Origin of the sequence: Saccharothrix variisporea (genome assembly GCF_003634995.1) — a bacterium.
Lineage (GTDB): Bacteria > Actinomycetota > Actinomycetes > Mycobacteriales > Pseudonocardiaceae > Actinosynnema > Actinosynnema variisporeum.
In genome coordinates, this window is the sequence record NZ_RBXR01000001.1 from 5,547,127 (window position 1) to 5,565,844 (window position 18,718).

The window sequence follows — 18,718 nt, forward strand, 5'->3', positions numbered from 1 at the left end:
TTCGACCAGTTCGGCGTCCAGGCCGGGACCTCTTCGCGGGTCCCGGCCTGGACTGGCAACAGGGCCCCATCGTCGGGGTGGGGCCGGTGCTCGGGTGACGTGGAGCAGCAGCAGTGACCATTTTCGGGGGGCAGGCCGAGAGGGAGCCGATCACCCTCTCCGCCGAGGAGTTCGACGTCCTGTGGGAACGGCTCGACCTGGGGCCGATGCCGCTGGTGATCAAGGTGCCGTCGCCGGGCAAGACCCACCAGGAGCGCGCCGAGCTGGAACGCCGCGTGTGGCAGGCCGTCGGCGGGCGGGGCTTGGGCGGTCCGACCGGGCTGCACCCCGAGCTGGACTACCTGCTGCGGCAGTTCGTGCGGCCGGAGCGCGAGGTCGACGGCCGGATCTGGGTCGGGCGCAGCGTCCGGGTGCTCGGGGTGGCCAACGGCGACCACGGCGCGGTCGCGACCCTGACCGACAACCAGCTGACGTTCCGCCGCGCCGCCGGCAGCGGACTGCCCAGTGCGGTGCTCGGGACCCTGCCCGTGCACCCGGCGGGCACCGGGCACTCGGTGACCATGCCCAGCGCCGACCTGGAGAAGGCGGTGAAGAACTCCGACGGTTCCCCGAAGAGCCTGGAGAACTCGCTGCGCAACCACGGCGTGCGGCAGGAGGACGCGGCGACCCTGGTGAAGATGTTCACCGGCCTGGTCCACACCGGCAACTTCGGCGCGGCGGCCCGCGACAAGTACGGCAAGCGCTGCCGCCCCGACCGGGTGGTGGCGTTCTTCGACACCGAGGACGGCCGGTACCTGCAGCAGCGGCGGGCGTCCAACGGGTCGGAACCGTGGAGCACCTTCACCCCGACCGACGTCCGCCGGCTGACGCACCAGGTGGAGGAGTTGCTGGCGGAAGCCGTCCGCGCGGCCAAGATCTGACGCCGGCTGCCGCTGCGCCGGCGTTCGCTCCGTCCGTGGCGGTTCGACCCGGGCGCCACCGCGGACGCCGGCACCGTGTCCGTTGTGGACAGCCCAACCCCCGCGCCCCGCTAACCTGGTCGGATGCCGCCCAAACCCGTCGACCCGAACGAGCTGCGCACCGCCGTCGCCGCCGTCCTGCCCTGGCTGTCCGACGAAGCGGACCGCCCGGACCGCCCGGTCCTGGCCACGGCGGTGAAGCTCAGCCTGCGCACCCTGGAACAACTGGCGCCGGGCCGCAGCGTCGAGGTCAGGGTGCCACCGTTCGCGGCGGTCCAATGCGTAGCCGGCCCCCGCCACACCCGCGGCACCCCACCGAACGTGGTGGAAACCGACCCCCGAACCTGGCTCCTCCTCGCGACCGGCCGCCTGGAGTGGTCACAGGCGTTGGAGGACGCGAAGGTGACGGCATCGGGCAGCAGGGCAGACCTGTCCGCCCTGCTCCCGGTCGTCCGGATCTAGCGCCTCGCCGTCGTCGCTAAGCTCGACCGCGTGAAGGCGCTGAAGCTCGGTGTGGTCGTGGCGGCAGTCGGGATGCTCCTCGCGGCGTGTGGTGGCGAGGAGTGGGAGGGCGAGGTCGCCTTCAAGGTCACCCAGCTGAACCCGGGCTACGAGTCCTCCGGCCGCACCCGTCCGCCCTTCGCCAACCTCACCATCGATCAGGACGAGCCCAAGTCGGTCGAGAAGATCGACCAGCGGACCGCCGACCTCGACCAGCTCCCGCAGGGGGTCAAGGTCGGCGACCGCGTGCTGTGCAAGGTGCGGCAGTCGGACAAGAGCGGCTTCGACCAGGAGGACCCGCAGACCGAGGTCCGGGACTGCCGGGCCGCCTGATCACCAACCAGAGCCCCCCCGGGTCCTGGCGCGGGGCCGGTCGTCTGCCTCTGAAAACCTGATCTCGCGAGTGCGACGTCGTTAAGCTCGACCGCGTGAAGGCGTTGAAGGCCGGTGTGGTCGTGGCGGCGGTCGGGATGCTCCTCGCGGGCTGCGGCTCCGAGTGGGAGGGCGACGCCCACTTCAAGGTGCTGCGGATCGTCCCCGACCCGAGAGGCGAGCGTCCCACACAGGTGGGTGTGGAGCTGACCGAGGAACTGAAGGGTGAGTTCGCGCCGGGTAGAAGCACCTACGGCGCGGCACTCGACCAGTTCCCGCCGGACATCAAGGTTGACGACCAAGTGGTCTGCAAGATCCGCCGTTGGGACGACAACGGCTTCGACGGCATCGACCCGCGGGTTGAGGTCAGTTCCTGCCGCTGGGCGTGATGCGCCGACTTCGGGGTCGGCGCATCACCGCACCCGCTCAGAACCAGGAGCCCACGGTCCGGTCCCAGGCGCCCTTCGCGCCCTCCACGATGTCCCGGCCGCCCTCGACCACGTCACCGACGCCACCGACGACCACGTCGACGGTGTCGTTGACGACCTCCTTGCCGGTGTTCACCAGGCCGGTGCCGGCGTCGGACCAGTTGCCGTTCCAGGCGTCGCGGCCCGCGTTGTAGAGCCCGGTGCCCGCGTCTGTGACCAGGTCGGCGGTGCCCACCGCGACGCTGCCGGCCGCGTCGATGACAGGACCGACGACGGGCAGGTGCGAACCGGGCAGGGAAGGCCCGATCGGCGAGTCATGCCACTTCTGGGAGGTGACCGAGCCGCCGTCGCCATTGGCGATCTTGGCGAGGTTGCTCACCGACTCCGAGCCGGGCTCGTAGTACTGGGAATGCGCGCCCAGCGCGGAGGTGCCGTCCGTGGTGCCGAAGACCTTCGCCCCGAACCGGTCGTCGTACGGGCCGATGGACGACCCGTCCTCGGTGAACCACGTCGAGCTGGTGCCCTGGACGACGGGGTCGTGCTCGGTCGCACCCGCGTAGACGTGGCCGGGGCCGACAGAGAGCTGGTTGACGTTCGACGCGCCCACACCCGGCGAGCCGACGAACGCGATGTCGTCCGCCGCAAGGCCGTTCATGCCCGCGTGGCCGACGGTCGTGGAGCCGTACGAGTGGCCGATCACGGTCAGGTGCTGGCGGTTGCCGGCGGCCTCGGCGGCGGCGCGGTAGCCGTCGACGTCGGCGACGAGGTTCGCGCCACCCTCCTTGGCCTGCGCCGGGTTGTCCACCTCGCCGGGCGACCAGCCCGGGGCGTCGTAACCCAGCCACTGGATGGTGGCGTTGCCGTTGGCACCCATCGCGTCCCGGAGGTTGCCTGCCTGACCCACCGAGAAGCTGTCGAGCGTGGACCCCGTGCCCGGTACGCACACCGCGAGGTTCTTCGCGGTGTCGGGGTTGCCGTAGGCGATGGCGGTCGCGCCGTCACCACGCGGACCGTAGGGGTCCCACGCGAGGACGCGCACGTCGGGCTTGCCCTGCTCGTTGAACCACTTCTTGCTCTCTGCCAGGGACTCGGCGTCCTTGATGCTTTTGAGCACCTTCTCCGCGTTGTCGGCCTTGGTCTGTGCGATGTCCTTCTTCTCCGACAGGTCCGCGTACTGCGGGTCGTTCTTGAGCTTGGTCAGGTCGTCCGAGTTGTTCGGGTCCAAGCCGAGTTCGCGCGCCCGCGCGTCCATCTGCGCTTGGAGTTGGTCGGCCTCCGCCGAGAAGCGCTGCTTGTCGTCGTCGATGCGGCGGCGGTTGGCGGTGTCGAGGACTTCCGAGGGCAGGCCGCGGAGTTGGCCGAGTTCCTGGAACTTGGTGCGCAGCAGTTCGTCCTGCTGTTCCTTGGTCAGCGACTTCCACCACTCCGCGACCTTCTTCGGGTCGGTGCCCGGTGGCGGGACCGCAGCGGTGGTGCGCATCGACTGGACGGCTGTGTTCCAGCCGGCGTCCTTCGCCGCCACCTCCTGGAAGGCCGGGCGGACGTCGGTGAGGGCCTTCGCGTAGGAGCGCAGGACGGTCTCGTAGCTGTTCTTGACGTTGGTCAGCTGCTCGTTGACCTTGTTCGCCAGCTCGCGGGTCTGGGCCTCGTCCAGCGCCGGGGAACGGCCGCGCCAGAAGTCGATGAGCTGGTCCGCGCTGCCGCGCATCTGCCCGTACGCGCGGGACGCGGCCTGGACGATGTCGATGCCCGCGCCCAGGCGTTCGCCGGCCACGGTGGCAGACTTGGTGGACAGTTCCGCCCGCGCGCCGAACTTCGTGGCCGACTCGCCCTGCCACGTGGCGGTCGCGGTCTGGCCGCCGGACGTGACGGCCTGGCCCGCTCGGCCCACCGCGCTCTGCGCGCCGCTGATGGGGTCCGCCGCGGCGGCGATGCGGCCCGCGTCGCCCGACGCGAGCTGCCCGTACAGGACCTCCGGGTCGACGTAGCTCACGCGAGGCCACCTTCCAGGGAGCGGAACGAGTTCTGGGAGTCGTCGTCGGCGCGCTGGTAGGCGTCGGCGTTCTCGTTCAGGCCGTCGCCCGCGTCGCGGTACCAGGCGCTGCCGCGGCGCAGGTCGTCGGACTGCTCGCCGGCCCACTTGGCCAGGGCGTCGGCGAACTCGGCGGCGGCGGCGACCTCGCCCAGGGCGCCCGCGTCCAGCCGCAGCATGGAGATCATCTCCGCGCCGTCGCCCGCCGCGTCCGCACCCTCGTGGAACTGCTTGGACGCCGCGCGCAACGTCTCTGGTCGCACACCGAACACGGTTCCCCACCCTTCGTGCCGCACAGCCGCTGGACCCTCCGACGCAGCTCGATCACCGGCGGTTCCGCCCGAGACGACCGGTGATGCGGAACCATGTCCGCCGTGGCCGCGTCGGTGGAGGCGGCACGAGAACACCAGGAGGGGCAATGGGCGGTTGGAACCCGCAGCGGTGGACCGAGAAGTTCACCGAGCAGGCGAGCATGTTCCGCGCGGCGGTCGGGAAGGCCGACCCCGAGGCCAAGGTGCCCAGCTGCCCCGGGTGGACGTTCACCGAGCTCACCCTGCACGTCGGCCGCTTCCTCCAGACCTCCCTCGAGTACCTGCGCAGCGGCAGCACGGTCCGCCTGAACCTGCCGCCCGTCCCGCAGGACGTGGTCCCGCTGGAGTACCTGGACGCCCAGCTCGCCCTGGCCGCCGAGGTGCTGCCCGCCGTCCCCGGCAACCGCCCGGCCTGGACGTTCTCGCCCGCGTCCCCCGACCTGGCCTGGGTGTGGCACCGCCGCATCGCGCACGAGCTGGACCTGCGCCGTTGGGACGCCCAGGCCGCGCTGCGCGAGCTGGTCAGCGGTGACACCGACTTCGCCGTGGACGGCATCGAGGAGTCCCTGGGCACCCTCCTGGCCGCCAAGTACGCCACCGACGTCCCGCCGAGCGCCAAGGGCACCGCGTTCATCCAGCTCACCGACGTCCCGGAGGCCTGGGTGGTCACCCTGGAGCCGGGCGTGGTCCCCGAGCTGCGCGCCGCGTGGCCCGGTGAGGAGACCGACCTCCAGATCACCGGCGAGGCGCAGATCGTGCACTACGGGCTGTGGGGCCGCCTGCCGCTCAAGGCCACTGGCGACAAGAACGTGCTCAACGTGCTCAAACTGGACTGACGGGGGTGTGTTTGCTCACGTCCACCGGGTCCTGATGGGGGTGGTTCACCCCCCGTTCGCCTTACACTCGGAAGTGCAGCCCCGCCCGCGTCGCTAGGGAGCACTCGGTGGTCACCGACCAGTCAGCAGCCGGCCGCACCGATACCGAGCAGGAGCCCCGCGAGGAATGCGGGGTGTTCGGTGTCTGGGCACCCGGTGAAGAGGTCGCCAAACTCACCTACTACGGCCTGTACGCGTTGCAGCACCGCGGCCAGGAAGCCGCCGGCATCTCCGTCGGCGACGGCAGCCAGGTCGTGGTCTTCAAGGACCTGGGCCTGGTCAGCCAGGTGTTCGACGAGCAGGTGCTGTCCAGCCTGCGCGGCCACGTCGCCGTCGGGCACTGCCGCTACTCCACCACCGGGTCCACGACCTGGGAGAACGCCCAGCCGACGTTCCGCACCACGGCCACCGGCTCCGGCCTGTCGCTGGGCCACAACGGCAACCTGGTCAACACCGCCGAGCTGCTGACCCGCGCCCGCGAGCTGGGCGTGGACACCAGCCACGGCGCCACCACCGACTCCGACCTGGTGTGCGGGCTGCTCGCGGCGCAGGCGGCGGACATCGGCATCGAGCAGGCCGCCATGCAGCTGCTGCCGACCCTGCGCGGCGCGTTCTGCCTCACGTTCTCCGACGAGTCCACCCTGTACGCGGCGCGCGACCCGCACGGCGTCCGCCCGCTGGTGCTGGGCCGGCTGGAGCGCGGCTGGGTGGTGGCCAGCGAGACCGCGGCCCTGGACATCGTGGGCGCCTCCTTCGTCCGCGAGGTGGAACCGGGTGAGCTGATCGCGATCGACGAGAACGGCCTGCGGTCCTCCCGGTTCGCCAACCCCGAGCCCAAGGGCTGCATCTTCGAGTACGTCTACCTGGCCCGCCCGGACACCTCCATCGCCGGCCGGTCCGTGCACGCCACCCGCGTCGAGATCGGCCGCCGCCTGGCCCAGGAGCACCCGGTGGAGGCCGACCTGGTCATCCCGGTGCCCGAGTCCGGCACGCCCGCCGCCATCGGCTACGCCCAGGCCTCCGGCATCCCCTACGGGTCCGGCCTGGTCAAGAACGCCTACGTGGGCCGCACGTTCATCCAGCCGTCGCAGACCATCCGCCAGCTGGGCATCCGGCTCAAGCTCAACCCGCTGCGGGACGTCATCCGCGGCAAGCGCCTGGTCGTCGTGGACGACTCGATCGTGCGCGGCAACACCCAGCGCGCCCTCGTCCGGATGCTGCGCGAGGCCGGCGCGGTCGAGGTGCACGTCCGGATCGCGTCCCCGCCGGTCAAGTGGCCGTGCTTCTACGGCATCGACTTCGCCTCCCGCGCCGAGCTGATCGCCAACGGCCTGGACGACGACGGCATCCGCCGGTCCATCGGCTCCGACTCGCTCGGTTACGTCTCGCTGGAGCAGCTCGTCGCGGCCACCGAACAGCCCAAGACGCGGCTGTGCTCGGCGTGCTTCGACGGCGACTACCCCATCCCGCTGCCCGAGGACGCCCTGATCGGCAAGCACCTGCTGGAGGGCATCCGGGGCGTGGCGGGCTCGGCGGCTCCCGTTCTGTCGAACGGGTACGGTGCCGAGGACGCCTTGCGGCGTCCGTGATCCTTGCCCGCCCGACATGAGAGCCAGTGACGTGACCGACACCCCCAAGGCCACTTACGCCGCCGCCGGAGTCAGCATCACCGCAGGTGACGAGGCGGTGGAGAAGCTCAAGCCGTGGGCGGCGAAGGCGCAGCGGCCCGAGGTGCTCGGCGGCATCGGCGGGTTCGCGGGCCTGTTCCAGCTGCGCCTGGACCGCTGGAAGGAGCCGGTGCTCGCGTCCTCGACCGACGGCGTCGGCACCAAGATCGCGGTCGCCCAGGCGCTGGACAAGCACGACACGGTCGGCATCGACCTGGTCGCGATGGTCGTGGACGACCTGGTGGTGTGCGGTGCCGAGCCGCTGTTCCTGCAGGACTACATCGCCATCGGCAAGGTCGTGCCGGAGAAGGTCGCGGCGCTGGTCAAGGGCATCGCGGAGGGCTGCGTCCAGGCCGGCTGCGCGCTGCTGGGCGGCGAGACCGCCGAGCACCCGGGCCTGATGGGCGAGAACGACTACGACATCTCCGGCACCGGCGTGGGCGTGGTCGAGGCGTCCGCGATGCTCGGGCCGGACCGCGTGCGCGACGGGGACGTCGTCATCGCGATGGGGTCCTCCGGATTGCACTCGAACGGGTACTCCCTGGCCCGGCACGTGCTGCTGGACATCGGCCGCATGCCGCTGTCCGGTCACGTCGAGGAGTTCGGCCGCACCCTGGGCGAGGAGCTGCTGGAGCCGACCCGCATCTACGCCAAGGACTGCCTGGCGCTGGCCGCCGAGGCCGAGGTGCGGACGTTCGCGCACGTCACCGGCGGTGGCCTGGCGGCGAACCTGGCGCGCGTGCTGCCCGAGGGCCTGCACGCCACCCTCGAGCGCGGCACCTGGACGCCGGCGCCGGTGTTCCAGATGATCGCCCAGCGCGGCCGGGTGGAGCGCGAGGAGATGGAGAAGACGTTCAACATGGGCATCGGCATGGTCGCCGTGGTGTCCCCGGAGGACGTCGACCGCGCCCTGGCCGTCCTGACCGCCCGCCACGTGCCCGCCTGGGTGCTCGGCGAGGTCCGCCGCTCCGACGACGGCGCGACCGCGCTCGTGGGCGACCACCCGAGGTTCTGAGAAACGCCCCTTCGCGCACCACGTCGTCCGCTTGGGTGGCGTGGTGCCGTGGCAGTTGGTCGAACGCGTTCGTGGTCGGCGGGCATCCTCAGCGCCTTGGTCGCGATCGTCGCGGCCGCGACGACAGCGTTCGTGCCGGCCGCGGCGCACCGGGATCACCTTCGAGCGGTGAGGCAACCTCCCGCGGTCCCGGTGCCGTATTGAGCGGCGACTGAGGGAGGGCGAGTGGAACGCGACCGCGAGTTCGCCGAGTTCGTCGCAGCCCGTGCGCTGGTGCTGCGGCGGACCGCGTACCTGCTGTGCGGGGACTGGCACCGGGCCGAGGACCTGGTGCAGACCGCGTTGACCAAGCTGTACGTGGCCTGGCCGCGCGTCCGCAAGGACGGGGCCGTGGACGCGTACGCGCGCAAGACACTGGTCCGCGCGAGCATCGACGAGTCGCGGCGCGGGTTCCGCAGCCGGGAGACGGTCGTGGAGCGGTTGCCGGACACACCCGTGTCCGGCGCCGCTCCCGCCGACCTGGACGTCCGGGACGCGCTCGCGGCCCTGCCCCGGGGGCAGCGCGCCGTCGTGGTCCTGCGCTACTGGGAGGACCTGAGCATCACCGAGACGGCCCGCCTCCTCGGTCGGTCCGAAGGCACCGTGAAGAGCCAGGCGGCGAAGGGTTTGGCCACGCTGCGGGAGCTTCTCGGCCGCCACGTCTTCGAGGAGCAGCGATGACCGACATCAAGCAGACCCTGGAAACCGCGTTCGACGGCGAGCCCCCGCTCACCCTCGACCTGCCCGGGATCATGAAGACCGGCAAGCGCCGGGTGACCGTGCGCCGCGTGGCGGCCGGCGTCGCCGTGCTGGCCACCGCGACCGTCGTGTGCGTGCCCGCGATGCTCGGGTCGAGCGGGGGAGGCGGGTCGGTGCAGGTGGCGTCGCAGCCGACGGTGTCGCTGACCACCACGGCCTCGCCGTCCACCACCTCGATGGCGACGGAGACGACCAAGCCGGGAACCACGGGCGGGCCGCAGACGATGCCGGTGCCGCAGCCGCCGCGTCCGGTGACCGACGAGCGGGCGGCGCAGCTGACCGCGCTGCTGGCCGGGTCGCTGCCGGCGGGTGCGCGGGTGGCGCCGATCCCGGGTGACCCGATGACGCCGTGGACGTTCGCCGCGTCGGGCAACCAGTACAAGTCGGTCACCGAGGTCACGACCGAGGCGGGCCGCGGCATGGTGCTGGTCTACCTCGTGCCCGGTGACGAGCCGAAGTGCGAGCCCGGCTGCGAGACCGTGCGGCTGCCGGACGGCCGGACGGCGTTCGTGAGCCGGAGTTCGTTCGAGGAGCGCACGTTGTTGCTGGTGGACGTGGCCATCCCGGGCGGACGGGTCCACGTGCAGGTGCACAACAGCAGCGACAAGGCGACCAGCAACGGCAACGCGCCGTTGACGGCCGAGGAGGCGGTAAAGGTGGCGGCGATCCCCGGGTTGACGTTCTAACCTTGACGCCGTGGCCGAGGACCTGGTGGTGACGCGGACGCTGGTGGTGCCGGCGGCCGAGTTGAGCGAACGCTTCTCCAGGTCCTCCGGCCCCGGCGGACAGGGCGTGAACACGGCGGACAGCCGGGTGGAGCTGTCCTTCGACCTGGCGTCGTCGCCGGCGGTGCCGGAGCACCTGCGGGCCAGGATGCTGGCGAGACTGGACAACCGCCTGGTGGACGGCGTCCTGACCATCGCGGCCAGCGAACACCGGACGCAGCTGAAGAACCGCCAGGCCGCTCGGGAACGGCTGGTCCGCCTCCTGCGTGACGCCGCCGCACCGCCGCCCCCGAAGCGCCGGCCGACCAAGCCGACGAAGGGGTCGCAGGAACGGCGGATCGCGGAGAAGAAGCGGCGGGCGCAGACGAAACAGGGCCGCACCGGCCGCTGGGACTAGGCCAGCCACACGTATTGGCGTTCCGGGCGGCCGGTGCCGCCGTAGCGCAAGCGCACTTCGGCTTTCCCGATCGCCACGAAGTGCTCCAGGTAGCGCCGTGCCGATACGCGGGCCAGTTCCGTCGCCTCCGCGCACTCCGTCGCCGAGATGCCCTCGGGGCGCTCCCGCAGCACCCGTTCCACCAGGGCCGCGGTTGGTGCGCTCAAGCCCTTGGGCAGGCGGGTGAAGGTGGTGGGGCGGGCGCCGAAGACCTGGTCCACGTCGGCCTGGCCCGCCGATGCCAGCTGGTCCAGGCGTCGGTCCAGGGCGGCGAAGTGCGCCAGTTGGTCCCTGAGGGCCGCGTACTCGAACGGTTTGATCAGGTAGTGCAGCACCCCGCCCCTCATGGCGCTGCGCACGGTGTCCACGTCGGTCGCGGCGGTGATCACGATGACGTCCACGTCGTCCGGGCCGGAGCGGAGTTCGCGGAGAACGCCCAAGCCGTCGAGGTCGGGCAGGTAGATGTCCAGCAGGACCAGGTCCGGGCGCAGTTCGCGCACCAGTCGGAGGGCGTCCGCGCCGGTGTGGGCGACGCCGACCACCTCGAAACCCGGGGTTCGCGAGACGTATCCACTGTGGACCTTCGCGACCATGAAGTCGTCGTCCACCACCAGAACCCTGATCACGCCGCCACCTCCACCGGGAGCCGCGCGGTGAACACTGCGCCGTCCACGTGCACGGAACCGCCGCGGCGCAGGCAGGTCTGGCGGATCAGGGCCAGGCCCAGGCCTCGAGGACCCTGTTCGGCGGCCTTGGTGGTGAAACCGTGGCGGAACACCTCCTCGGCCAGTTCGGGCGCGACACCGGGGCCGGAGTCCCGGACCACGACGAGGACTTCGCCGTCCGCCAGTCGTACCAGGACCTCGATCCAGCCCTGTTCGGTCAAGGCGTCCAGCGCGTTGTCGACCAGGTTCCCCAGCACTGTCACCAGATCCGTCGACAGGACGTCGTCCACTGTGGACAGAAAACTCGCCGGGTCCATGCGCAGGCCGATGCCGCGTTCCGCCGCCAGGCTCGACTTCGCGATCAGCAGGGCCGCCACGGCCGGGTCGGCGATGCGGGACGACACCTCCGCGCGCCACCGGCCCTGGGCGTTGCTGATCCGGCTGATGAAGCCCCGCACCTCGTCGTACTCGCCGAGCTCGACCAAGCCGGCGATGGTGTGCAGGCGGTTGCTGAACTCGTGGGCCTGGGCGCGCAGGGTGTCGGTGGCGTGCCGGCTGGCGTCCAGTTCGTCCTGGAGGGTCATCAGTTCCGTGCGGTCGCGCAGGGTGACGACCGAGCCGTGCACGTCGAGGGGCATGCGGTTCAGTGTGAGGACCCGGCCCTCGCCGAGCGCGACCTGGTCGGCACCGGTCACGCGGCCGGTCAGCACGTCCCGCAGGCGCTCGTCCACGCCGAGGTCGTCCACGGACCGGCCCACGGCGTCCTCGGGCAGGTTCAGCAGCTCCCGCGCGTGGTCGTTGACGAGGGTGACCCGGTGCTGCGGGTCCAGCGCCAAGACGCCCTCCTTGATGCCGTGCAGCAACGCCTCCCGGTACTCGACCAGGGCCGTGATCTCGTGCGGCTCCAACCCGAGCGTCTGGTTCTTGACCCGCCGGGCCAGCAGCAGCGACCCGGCGACGCCGATCACCAGCGCCACGCCGAGCAGCCGCAGCGCGTTGTCCGGCGAGTCCAGCACACCCTCCCAGAACCCCGGCGCCTGCTGCCCGGCGGCGACGACCCCGAGGACGCGGCCGTCGTCGCCGATCACGGGGACGTGCGCGACGGTCGCACCACCCAGTTCACCGACCCACGACCGGCCCTGGAGGGCGGTGCTGTCGCCCAGCTCCAGCGGTTCGCCGACCTGGCGCGGGTCGGGTGAGGTGAGGACCCTGCGGTCGGCGCCGGCGATGACCACGTAGCTCGCGCCGGACAGGCTCTGCGCGGTCGTGGCGAACGGGGCCAGCGCGTAGTGCCGCAGCGGATCGGCCAGTGCCGTGCGCACGCCCGCGGTGGCGGCGGTGTCCTCGGCCACGGACAGCATCCGGCGTCCCTCGGTCGTGCGGAAGTTCGCCCCCGCCTGGACGACGGACAGCACACCCACCGCGCACAGCAGCGCGAGGACCACTACCAGTTGCCACACGAGCAGCTGGCGGGCCAGCGACCCACGTCCACCCATGGGCACCTCCGTGACCACAACGACCAAAAAAACCTCTAGGCGCGCAAGCGGGACTTCCCTGTTTACACGAGTGCAACATGTCCAACCACGCGGAAGAGAGGCGGGGATCACAGTGGCGACACCGACCACCGAACGGCCGTCGCGGCGGGCGACCGCACGACGCCCCGGGCGGCTGAAGGGCTGGCTCGCAGTGGCCGCGGCGCTGGCGGCCGTCGTGCTGGTGCCGCCGCTGCTGACCTCGGGCGGCGACACCGGCGGGGCCGCTCTGCGCGGGTTGCGGGTGCTGGTGCCCAACTCGCCGGGCGGCGGCTACGACGTCACCGCGCGCACCGCCGCCAAGGCCATGGAGGACGCCGACCTGATCCGCAACGCCGAGGTGTTCAACCTGCCCGGCGCGGGCGGCACCGTCGGCCTCGGGCGCACGGTCAACGAGCGCGGCAACGGCAAGCTCGTCATGTCGATGGGCCTGGGCGTGGTGGGCAGCGTCTACACGAACAAGTCGCCGTCGTCCCTGCTGGACACCACGCCGATCGCCAGGCTCATCGAGGAGCCGGACATCGTCGTGGTCGGCAAGGACTCGCCGTACCGGACGCTGGACGAGCTGATCACCGCCTGGAAGGCGAACCCGGGCGCGGTGCAGGTCGGCGGCGGCTCCTCGCCCGGCGGCCCGGACCACCTCGCCCCCATGCTCATCGCCAAGGCCGTGGGGCTGCCGCCCAAGCAGGTCAACTACATCCCGTTCGACGGCGGCGGCGAGCTGCTGGCGTCCGTGCTGGGCGGGAAGGTCGCGTTCGGCGTGTCCGGGGTGGGCGAGTACCGGGACCAGATCGAGGCCGGGCAGCTGCGCGTGCTGGCGGTGACCAGCGGACAGCGGGTGTCCGGGGTGGACGCCCCCACGCTGCGGGAGGCGGGCGTGGACGTCGAGTTCAGCAACTGGCGCGGCGTGGTCGCGCCGCCGGGGGTGTCGGACGCCGATCGCGCCCGGCTGGTGGACCTGTTCACGGACCTGCACGGGACCCCGCAGTGGCGGGAGGCGTTGGCGCGCAACGGCTGGACCGACGCCTTCGCGCCCGGCGCGGAGTTCGGTGACTTCCTGCGGGAGGAGAACGAGCGAGTGGCGACGGTGCTGAAGGACTTGGGGCTGGCATGACGACGGAACTGGAAGGTCGCGGCCCGTCCCCCGACCGGGGTGGGCAGCCCGACCGCGTAGCGGCCGGGAGCGGGGCGCGCGGCAGCGCCGTGGCCGGGAGCGAGGGTGGCCGCCGCTCGTGGTGGCGGGAACATTCTGAACTGGGCATCTGCGCCGTGCTGGTGGCGCTGGGCGGGCTGGTCCTGGTGGACGCGATCCGCATCCCGACCGACTTCGCCCAGCGCGGCCCCGTCGGACCCAAGGCGGTGCCGGTCGTGGTCGGCGTGGGGCTGCTGCTGGTGGCGGCGCTGCTCGCCCGGGACGTCCTGAAGGGCGGTCGGGGCGAAGCCGAAGGCGGCGAGGACGTCGACCTGGCCGCGCCCGCCGACTGGCGGACCGTGCTGCTGCTGTGCGGGGCGTTCCTGGCCAACGCGGCGCTGATCGGCGTGGTCGGGTTCCCGATCTCCGGCGCGGTGCTGTTCTGGGGCGCCGCCTACGCGTTGGGCAGCCGGCACGTCGTCCGCGACCCGCTGATCGCGGCCGGGCTGTCGCTGCTGACGTTCTTCCTGTTCAACGACCTGCTCGGCGTGCCACTGCCCGGCGGTCCGCTGGTGGGGGTGCTGTGATGGACGTCTTCGGCAACCTGGTGGCGGGGTTCGCCACCGCGCTGACCCCGACCCACCTGGCGCTGGCGGCGCTGGGCGTCCTGCTCGGCACGGCGATCGGCGTGCTGCCGGGCATCGGACCGGCGATGGCGGTGGCCCTGCTGCTGCCGATCACCTACGGCCTGGAGCCCACGGGCGCGTTCATCATGTTCGCGGGCATCTACTACGGCGGCATGTTCGGCGGCTCGACCACGTCGATCCTGCTCAACACCCCGGGTGAGAGCGCGGCGGTGGTCGCGGCGATCGACGGCAACCCGATGGCGCGGAAGGGCCGGGGTGCGCAAGCGCTTGCGGCGGCCGCGATCGGGCACTTCGTCGGCGGCATCATCGGCACGACCCTGCTCGTCCTGCTGGCGCCCACGGTCGCGAAGTACGCCGTGGACATCGGTGCGCCGGACTTCTTCGCGATCATGGTCCTGGCGTTCATCGCGGTCACGTCCGTGCTCGGCGCGTCCCGCGTGCGCGGGTTCGCGTCCCTGCTCATCGGCCTCACCATCGGCCTGGTCGGGCTGGACGAGATGACTGGCCAGCAGCGGCTCACGTTCGGGTCCCTGCACCTCGCGGACGGCATCGACGTCGTCGTGGTCGCGGTGGCGCTGTTCGCGGTCGGCGAGTCGCTGTGGGTGGCCGCCCACCTGCGCCGCAAGTCCGCCGAGGCGATCCCGGTCGGTCGGCCGTGGCTGGGGCGCGCGGACGTGAAGCGGGCGTGGAAGCCGTGGTTGCGCGGGCCGCTCATCGGGTTCCCGTTCGGCGCGGTCCCGGCCGGCGGCGCGGAGATCCCGACCTTCCTGTCGTACGTGACCGAGAAGCGGCTGTCCAAGCACCGCGACGAGTTCGGCAAGGGCGCGATCGAGGGCGTGGCCGGGCCGGAGGCGACGGCGTCCGCGTCGGCCGCGGGCACGCTGGTGTCCATGCTGACCCTGGGCCTGCCGACGACGGCGGTCGCGGCGGTCATGCTGGCGGCGTTCCAGCAGTACGGCATCCAGCCCGGCCCGCTGCTGTTCCAGCGGGAGTCGGCGCTGGTGTGGGGCCTGATCGCGTCCCTGTTCATCGGTCTGGCGCTGCTGCTGGTGCTGAACCTGCCGCTCGCGCCGGTGTGGGCGAAGCTGCTGCGCATCCCCCGGCCCTACCTGTACGCGGGGATCCTGTTCTTCGCGAGCGTGGGTGCGTACGCGGTCAACGCGGACGTCTTCGACCTGCTGGTCATGTTCGTGATCGGCGTGCTGGGCTTCGCGATGCGCCGCTACGGCCTGCCCGTGCTGCCCGCGATCATCGGCACCATCCTCGGCCCGGCCGCCGAGCAGCAGATGCGGCGGGCGCTCCAGCTGTCCGACGGGTCGCTGGACGGGCTGGTCAACACGCCGTTCTCGATCGCCGTGTACGCGGTCGTGGCCGTGCTGCTGGCGTGGCCGCTGATCCGGCGGCTGGTCCGCAAGCCCGAGCCGTCTCCGCAGGTCGAGCGGGAAAAGGTGGACGCGTAGAAGAAGTTCGCCGGAACCGGGGAGATCCCGGTTCCGGCGCGCACGTCCCCACCGGAGGTAACACGACCCCGACCGGTGGAGATGGTGTCGATGATGGGTGCCGAGGACTTACCCCTCCTCAACCGACTGCGCGCGGGCGACGCGACGGCCCGGCGCGAGCTCTTCGCGCGCTGCCAGACCAAGCTCCGGCCGTTCTTCCGGACCCGCGTGCGCCACGCCGACGAGGTGGACGACCTGGTCAGCGAGGTCGTCGTGCGCGCCCTGGAGGGCCTGCGCAACGGGCAGGAGCCGCGCGAGCTGGACGCGTGGCTGACCGGCATCGCCCACAACCTGCTCAAAGCCCACTACACCGACTCCTCGCGCCGCGACGACCGGGACGTCCCGGACCAGGCCGTGGACCCGGACACCGACGTCGAGGACCTGATGACCCGGGCCCGGGTCCTGGACGTCCTGCGCGGCGCGCTGTCCGGGGTGCCCGCCGGCCTGCGCCCGGTGATGGCCGCGCACATCCGGCTCACCGCCCAGCGCGGCCGGCTCGTCGTCGGTGCCGAGCTGGCCGAGGAGCTGGGCGTGCCGCGCGGCCAGGCCGACCGCCAGCTCCAACGCGCCCGCAAGGCCACCGAGAACGCCGTCACCTCCTACGTCATCGGGCACGTGGGCGCGTCGCGCTGTGCCCGACTGGCCGCCCTGGTGACCACCCCGTTCGACCCCAAGCAGTCCACGCTCGTGCTCGACCACGCGGCGGAGTGCTCGGTGTGCGGGGCGCGCCGGGTCGAGGCTCGGGACTGCGCGCGGTGGGCGCTGGGTCCGGGCCTGATCGGCGTGGCGCACGACGACGAACACCGGCGCACGGCGTTGGCGTTCTTCGGCCGGGGGACGGAGTTCGCGACCGCGCCGAGGTTCCTCGGGTCGTTGGGGTCGCGGGTGATGAGCCTGCCCGGGGTGGACGCCGCGGTCCGGGCGGCGCAGGAGAACCCGGCGCTGGTGCGGGTCGCGGCGGGCGGGATCGGGCTGGTCGCGGCGGCGGTGATCGCGGTGCTGGCGACCCAGCCGGAGGTGGGCGTGTCGGTGTCGCTGCCGACCACGCAGGTCACGGCACCGCCTTACGTGCCGACCTTGTCGACCGAGACGCCCCCGCAGGGCGCACAGCCCGTCATCGCGCTCAGCCCCACGCCGACCGCCACCTCCGCTCGCACCTCGGCCGCTCGCCCCGCTCCGACCTCGACCTCCGCTCCGGACGACCCACCCCCGGCGACCTCACCAACGCCCACCTCCACCTCCGCAACGCCTCCCACCTCGACCACGTCCATCGCCCCGCCGCCCCCACCACCGCCCGCGCCGAAGTGGGCTTATGCCCGGGTCGAGCCGTGGCGGTCGCCGATCGGGGAGGAGACCGAGCTGTCCGCCACCTGGCAGTGGGGCACGCCGCAGCCCGCCACCGTGACCCGGGAGGACACCGGCGTGTACCGGTTGCGGTTCCCGGGACAGGCGTCGGACACGTCGGTCGCGCACGCCACGGTGACCTTCTACGCCGTGGCCCGACCGGTCGGGTGCGTCGTGCGGGACAACCGGAGGTCGGGCGCGGACCAGGTCGTGGTGGTCGCGTGCGCCGAGGGCGGCACCCCCGCGGACACCCGCTTCAACGTCCTCGTCGCCGAACCCGCGCCCGGCACCACCGTGATCGGCCCCGACGCACCCGTCCGCCGGACCGGCGTCGGCACGTACGAGGTCGACCTGCCGAGCGAGGTCAGCGGGTACACGCAGGTCACGCCGTACGGGCCGGAGTTCGCGCGCTGCCAGTCCTCGGGTGTGCGGGGGCGGACTCTGCGCGTGCACTGCGACCGCGACACCCGGTGGGCCGCGACCCACGTCCAACGGGTCGCCCCGGCAGGCCAGGTGGGCGCGTACGCGCAGACCACCGGCGTCGCACCGGACCTGCGCATCGACCCGACGCGCTCCTACAACTCCACCGGCGGCGCGTTCACCCTGCACCGGTTGGGCGTCGGGCAGTACCGGGTGCTGGTCAAGGGCGTCGGGACGTGGGGCGGTACGGCGTTCTCGGGTGCGACCGAGTCCGGGTACTGCCACACGCAGTGGTGGCACACGTTCACCTACCCGTTGGGCGAGGTCTGGGTGGACGTGCAGTGCGTGGACGAGACGGGTGCGCTGGCGGACCGGAACTTCGGGATCGCCACCATCCGCCCGCCCTTCGCGGAGGACGAGCCGGTGGGGCCGCTCCAGCCCGCCGACCCCGGCCCGAGCCGTCCGGGCTGGGGCTACACGCAGGTCCACCAGTACACGACCCCGCTCGGCGTGCCCGCACAGCTCAACCCGAACCACCAGTGGTCGACGTGGGGCGGTTACCTGCCGGGCAACGACCACTGGTGGGCGCGCAAGGCGAGCATCGTGCGCACGGGGGTGGGCGAGTACACCGTCCGCATGCCCGGTCTGGCCAAGTCACCCGTGGCCCATGTGACCGCCCACTCGCAGAGCGGTGACGTGTGCGTGGTCCGCGACCAGCGGGTCGACGGCGAGGACGCCCTGGTCGGCGTGAACTGCCACACCGCCGTGGGAACACCGAAGAACACGGCTTTCCACGTCTACGTGGGCACCGGCCGGTTGGTGACCTCGGCGGACGCCACCCGGCTCGGCGTGGGCGAGTACGAGGTCGCCGCGACCGCCGGCCACGCCCAGCTCACCCCGACCGGCACCTTCGCCCGCTGCCGCCACACCGTGGGGACGACCATCCGCGTGTCGTGCGACCGGGACACGACGTGGCAGCTCAGCTACGTCACCGACACCGGCCTGCACGGAGATCCGGTCCCGTCCGGCTACCTCGCGGTGGGGCCGGCGGGGACGGTGGGGAATTCGTTCAGCACCACCGGCGAGGTGCCTTCGGTGGTCCGGACGGCCCCCGGCCGGTACACGGTGAAGTACACGACGCTGGGGTTCCAGACGCGGGTGTGGCCGACCGACACCGTGCAGGTCAGCGTGCTGGGCGACGAGGTGCGGACCTGCTCGGTGGCCGCCCTCAACGGCTACATGGCCCGGGGTGCGGTCGAGCTGGGCGTGTGGTGCTTCGACGCTGCGGGCCGACCCGCGGACTCCGCCTTCGCGCTGTCCTACCTGCGCCCACCCGACCGGTGACCCCGGCGGGGTGGGC

At 72.2% G+C, this 18,718-nt stretch carries 18 protein-coding genes; 14 read left to right on the forward strand and 4 right to left on the reverse strand.

The genetic code is table 11. The annotated features are described in order from the left end of the window. Nucleotides 1-113 precede the first annotated feature (113 nt). The 4 genes from DFJ66_RS25090 to DFJ66_RS25105 all read left to right on the forward strand — a co-directional run bounded on the left by DFJ66_RS25090 (nucleotide 114) and on the right by DFJ66_RS25105 (nucleotide 2,221). Nucleotides 114-920 (forward strand): ESX secretion-associated protein EspG, encoded by an 807-nt coding sequence (locus tag DFJ66_RS25090; protein WP_121224359.1) that lies wholly within the window; start codon nucleotides 114-116, stop codon nucleotides 918-920. A gap of 123 nt (nucleotides 921-1,043) precedes the next feature. Continuing rightward, entirely contained in the window at nucleotides 1,044-1,421 is a 378-nt protein-coding gene (locus DFJ66_RS25095) for a sterol carrier family protein (RefSeq protein WP_121224361.1), read from the forward strand. 30 nt (nucleotides 1,422-1,451) lie between these two features. Further along, nucleotides 1,452-1,793 carry a hypothetical protein gene (locus DFJ66_RS25100; protein ID WP_121224363.1) on the forward strand — a complete coding sequence of 114 codons (342 nt, stop codon included), beginning with the start codon at nucleotides 1,452-1,454 and terminating at the stop codon, nucleotides 1,791-1,793. A gap of 95 nt (nucleotides 1,794-1,888) precedes the next feature. Further along, nucleotides 1,889-2,221, forward strand: coding sequence for a hypothetical protein (locus DFJ66_RS25105; protein WP_121224365.1), 333 nt, complete (start codon nucleotides 1,889-1,891; stop codon nucleotides 2,219-2,221). 37 nt (nucleotides 2,222-2,258) lie between these two features. Here the strand turns inward: DFJ66_RS25105 and DFJ66_RS25110 are convergent, their stop codons facing one another. Both DFJ66_RS25110 and DFJ66_RS25115 read right to left on the reverse strand, forming a co-directional pair. Further along, the gene (locus DFJ66_RS25110; RefSeq protein ID WP_121224367.1) at nucleotides 2,259-4,253 is read right to left on the reverse strand and encodes an alpha/beta hydrolase; all 1,995 of its coding nucleotides are present in this window, start codon (nucleotides 4,251-4,253) and stop codon (nucleotides 2,259-2,261) included. Next, nucleotides 4,250-4,555 (reverse strand): hypothetical protein, encoded by a 306-nt coding sequence (locus DFJ66_RS25115; protein WP_246029894.1) that lies wholly within the window; start codon nucleotides 4,553-4,555, stop codon nucleotides 4,250-4,252. The genes DFJ66_RS25110 and DFJ66_RS25115 overlap by 4 nt, the downstream gene beginning before the upstream one ends. A 155-nt stretch (nucleotides 4,556-4,710) precedes the next feature. On the opposite strand from DFJ66_RS25115, the gene DFJ66_RS25120 reads away from it, so the two are divergent. The 6 genes from DFJ66_RS25120 (at nucleotide 4,711) to arfB (ending at nucleotide 10,080) form a co-directional block, all read left to right on the forward strand. After that, nucleotides 4,711-5,439 carry a maleylpyruvate isomerase N-terminal domain-containing protein gene (locus tag DFJ66_RS25120; protein ID WP_121224372.1) on the forward strand — a complete coding sequence of 243 codons (729 nt, stop codon included), beginning with the start codon at nucleotides 4,711-4,713 and terminating at the stop codon, nucleotides 5,437-5,439. Nucleotides 5,440-5,546: 107 nt separating this feature from the next. Next, the gene (purF, locus tag DFJ66_RS25125; protein ID WP_121224374.1) at nucleotides 5,547-7,067 is read left to right on the forward strand and encodes an amidophosphoribosyltransferase; all 1,521 of its coding nucleotides are present in this window, start codon (nucleotides 5,547-5,549) and stop codon (nucleotides 7,065-7,067) included. A gap of 16 nt (nucleotides 7,068-7,083) precedes the next feature. Then, complete coding sequence (purM, locus tag DFJ66_RS25130; protein WP_397556245.1) at nucleotides 7,084-8,160, forward strand: phosphoribosylformylglycinamidine cyclo-ligase; 1,077 nt, start codon at nucleotides 7,084-7,086, stop codon at nucleotides 8,158-8,160. Nucleotides 8,161-8,385: 225 nt separating this feature from the next. Beyond that, entirely contained in the window at nucleotides 8,386-8,880 is a 495-nt protein-coding gene (locus tag DFJ66_RS25135; RefSeq protein WP_121224378.1) for a SigE family RNA polymerase sigma factor, read from the forward strand. After that, nucleotides 8,877-9,644, forward strand: a complete 768-nt coding sequence (locus DFJ66_RS25140; protein WP_121224380.1) for a hypothetical protein — start codon at nucleotides 8,877-8,879, stop codon at nucleotides 9,642-9,644. Before DFJ66_RS25135 ends, DFJ66_RS25140 begins: the two co-directional genes overlap by 4 nt. Nucleotides 9,645-9,654: 10 nt before the next feature. Continuing rightward, nucleotides 9,655-10,080 carry an alternative ribosome rescue aminoacyl-tRNA hydrolase ArfB gene (gene arfB, locus DFJ66_RS25145; RefSeq protein ID WP_121224382.1) on the forward strand — a complete coding sequence of 142 codons (426 nt, stop codon included), beginning with the start codon at nucleotides 9,655-9,657 and terminating at the stop codon, nucleotides 10,078-10,080. Here arfB and DFJ66_RS25150 read toward each other — a convergent pair. After that, the gene (locus DFJ66_RS25150; RefSeq protein WP_121224384.1) at nucleotides 10,077-10,745 is read right to left on the reverse strand and encodes a response regulator; all 669 of its coding nucleotides are present in this window, start codon (nucleotides 10,743-10,745) and stop codon (nucleotides 10,077-10,079) included. The two genes, arfB and DFJ66_RS25150, sit on opposite strands and share 4 nt — an antisense overlap. Beyond that, a complete protein-coding gene (locus DFJ66_RS25155) occupies nucleotides 10,742-12,280 on the reverse strand; it encodes a sensor histidine kinase (protein WP_121224386.1) in 1,539 nt (512 codons plus the stop codon). The genes DFJ66_RS25150 and DFJ66_RS25155 overlap by 4 nt, the downstream gene beginning before the upstream one ends. 172 nt (nucleotides 12,281-12,452) lie before the next feature. On the opposite strand from DFJ66_RS25155, the gene DFJ66_RS25160 reads away from it, so the two are divergent. The 4 genes from DFJ66_RS25160 to DFJ66_RS25175 all read left to right on the forward strand — a co-directional run bounded on the left by DFJ66_RS25160 (nucleotide 12,453) and on the right by DFJ66_RS25175 (nucleotide 18,702). Continuing rightward, on the forward strand, nucleotides 12,453-13,430 hold the full coding sequence (locus DFJ66_RS25160; protein ID WP_246030244.1) for a Bug family tripartite tricarboxylate transporter substrate binding protein: 978 nt from the start codon (nucleotides 12,453-12,455) through the stop codon (nucleotides 13,428-13,430). Next, on the forward strand, nucleotides 13,427-14,035 hold the full coding sequence (locus tag DFJ66_RS25165) for a tripartite tricarboxylate transporter TctB family protein (protein ID WP_121224390.1): 609 nt from the start codon (nucleotides 13,427-13,429) through the stop codon (nucleotides 14,033-14,035). The genes DFJ66_RS25160 and DFJ66_RS25165 overlap by 4 nt, the downstream gene beginning before the upstream one ends. Further along, on the forward strand, nucleotides 14,035-15,555 hold the full coding sequence (locus DFJ66_RS25170; protein ID WP_121224392.1) for a tripartite tricarboxylate transporter permease: 1,521 nt from the start codon (nucleotides 14,035-14,037) through the stop codon (nucleotides 15,553-15,555). The genes DFJ66_RS25165 and DFJ66_RS25170 overlap by 1 nt, the downstream gene beginning before the upstream one ends. A gap of 93 nt (nucleotides 15,556-15,648) precedes the next feature. Beyond that, nucleotides 15,649-18,702 (forward strand): RNA polymerase sigma factor, encoded by a 3,054-nt coding sequence (locus DFJ66_RS25175; RefSeq protein ID WP_170199641.1) that lies wholly within the window; start codon nucleotides 15,649-15,651, stop codon nucleotides 18,700-18,702. Nucleotides 18,703-18,718 lie beyond the last annotated feature (16 nt).

Excerpts from the sequence above, each read along its gene's own strand:
- DFJ66_RS25155 (WP_121224386.1), bottom strand. The coding sequence starts at position 12,280 with ATGGGTGGACGTGGGTCGCTGGCCCGCCAGCTGCTCGTGTGGCAACTG.
- DFJ66_RS25170 (WP_121224392.1), top strand. The coding sequence starts at position 14,035 with ATGGACGTCTTCGGCAACCTGGTGGCGGGGTTCGCCACCGCGCTGACC.
- DFJ66_RS25120 (WP_121224372.1), top strand. The coding sequence starts at position 4,711 with ATGGGCGGTTGGAACCCGCAGCGGTGGACCGAGAAGTTCACCGAGCAG.
- DFJ66_RS25140 (WP_121224380.1), top strand. The coding sequence starts at position 8,877 with ATGACCGACATCAAGCAGACCCTGGAAACCGCGTTCGACGGCGAGCCC.
- DFJ66_RS25175 (WP_170199641.1), top strand. The coding sequence starts at position 15,649 with ATGGGTGCCGAGGACTTACCCCTCCTCAACCGACTGCGCGCGGGCGAC.
- purM (WP_397556245.1), top strand. The coding sequence starts at position 7,084 with ATGAGAGCCAGTGACGTGACCGACACCCCCAAGGCCACTTACGCCGCC.
- DFJ66_RS25165 (WP_121224390.1), top strand. The coding sequence starts at position 13,427 with ATGACGACGGAACTGGAAGGTCGCGGCCCGTCCCCCGACCGGGGTGGG.
- DFJ66_RS25095 (WP_121224361.1), top strand. The coding sequence starts at position 1,044 with ATGCCGCCCAAACCCGTCGACCCGAACGAGCTGCGCACCGCCGTCGCC.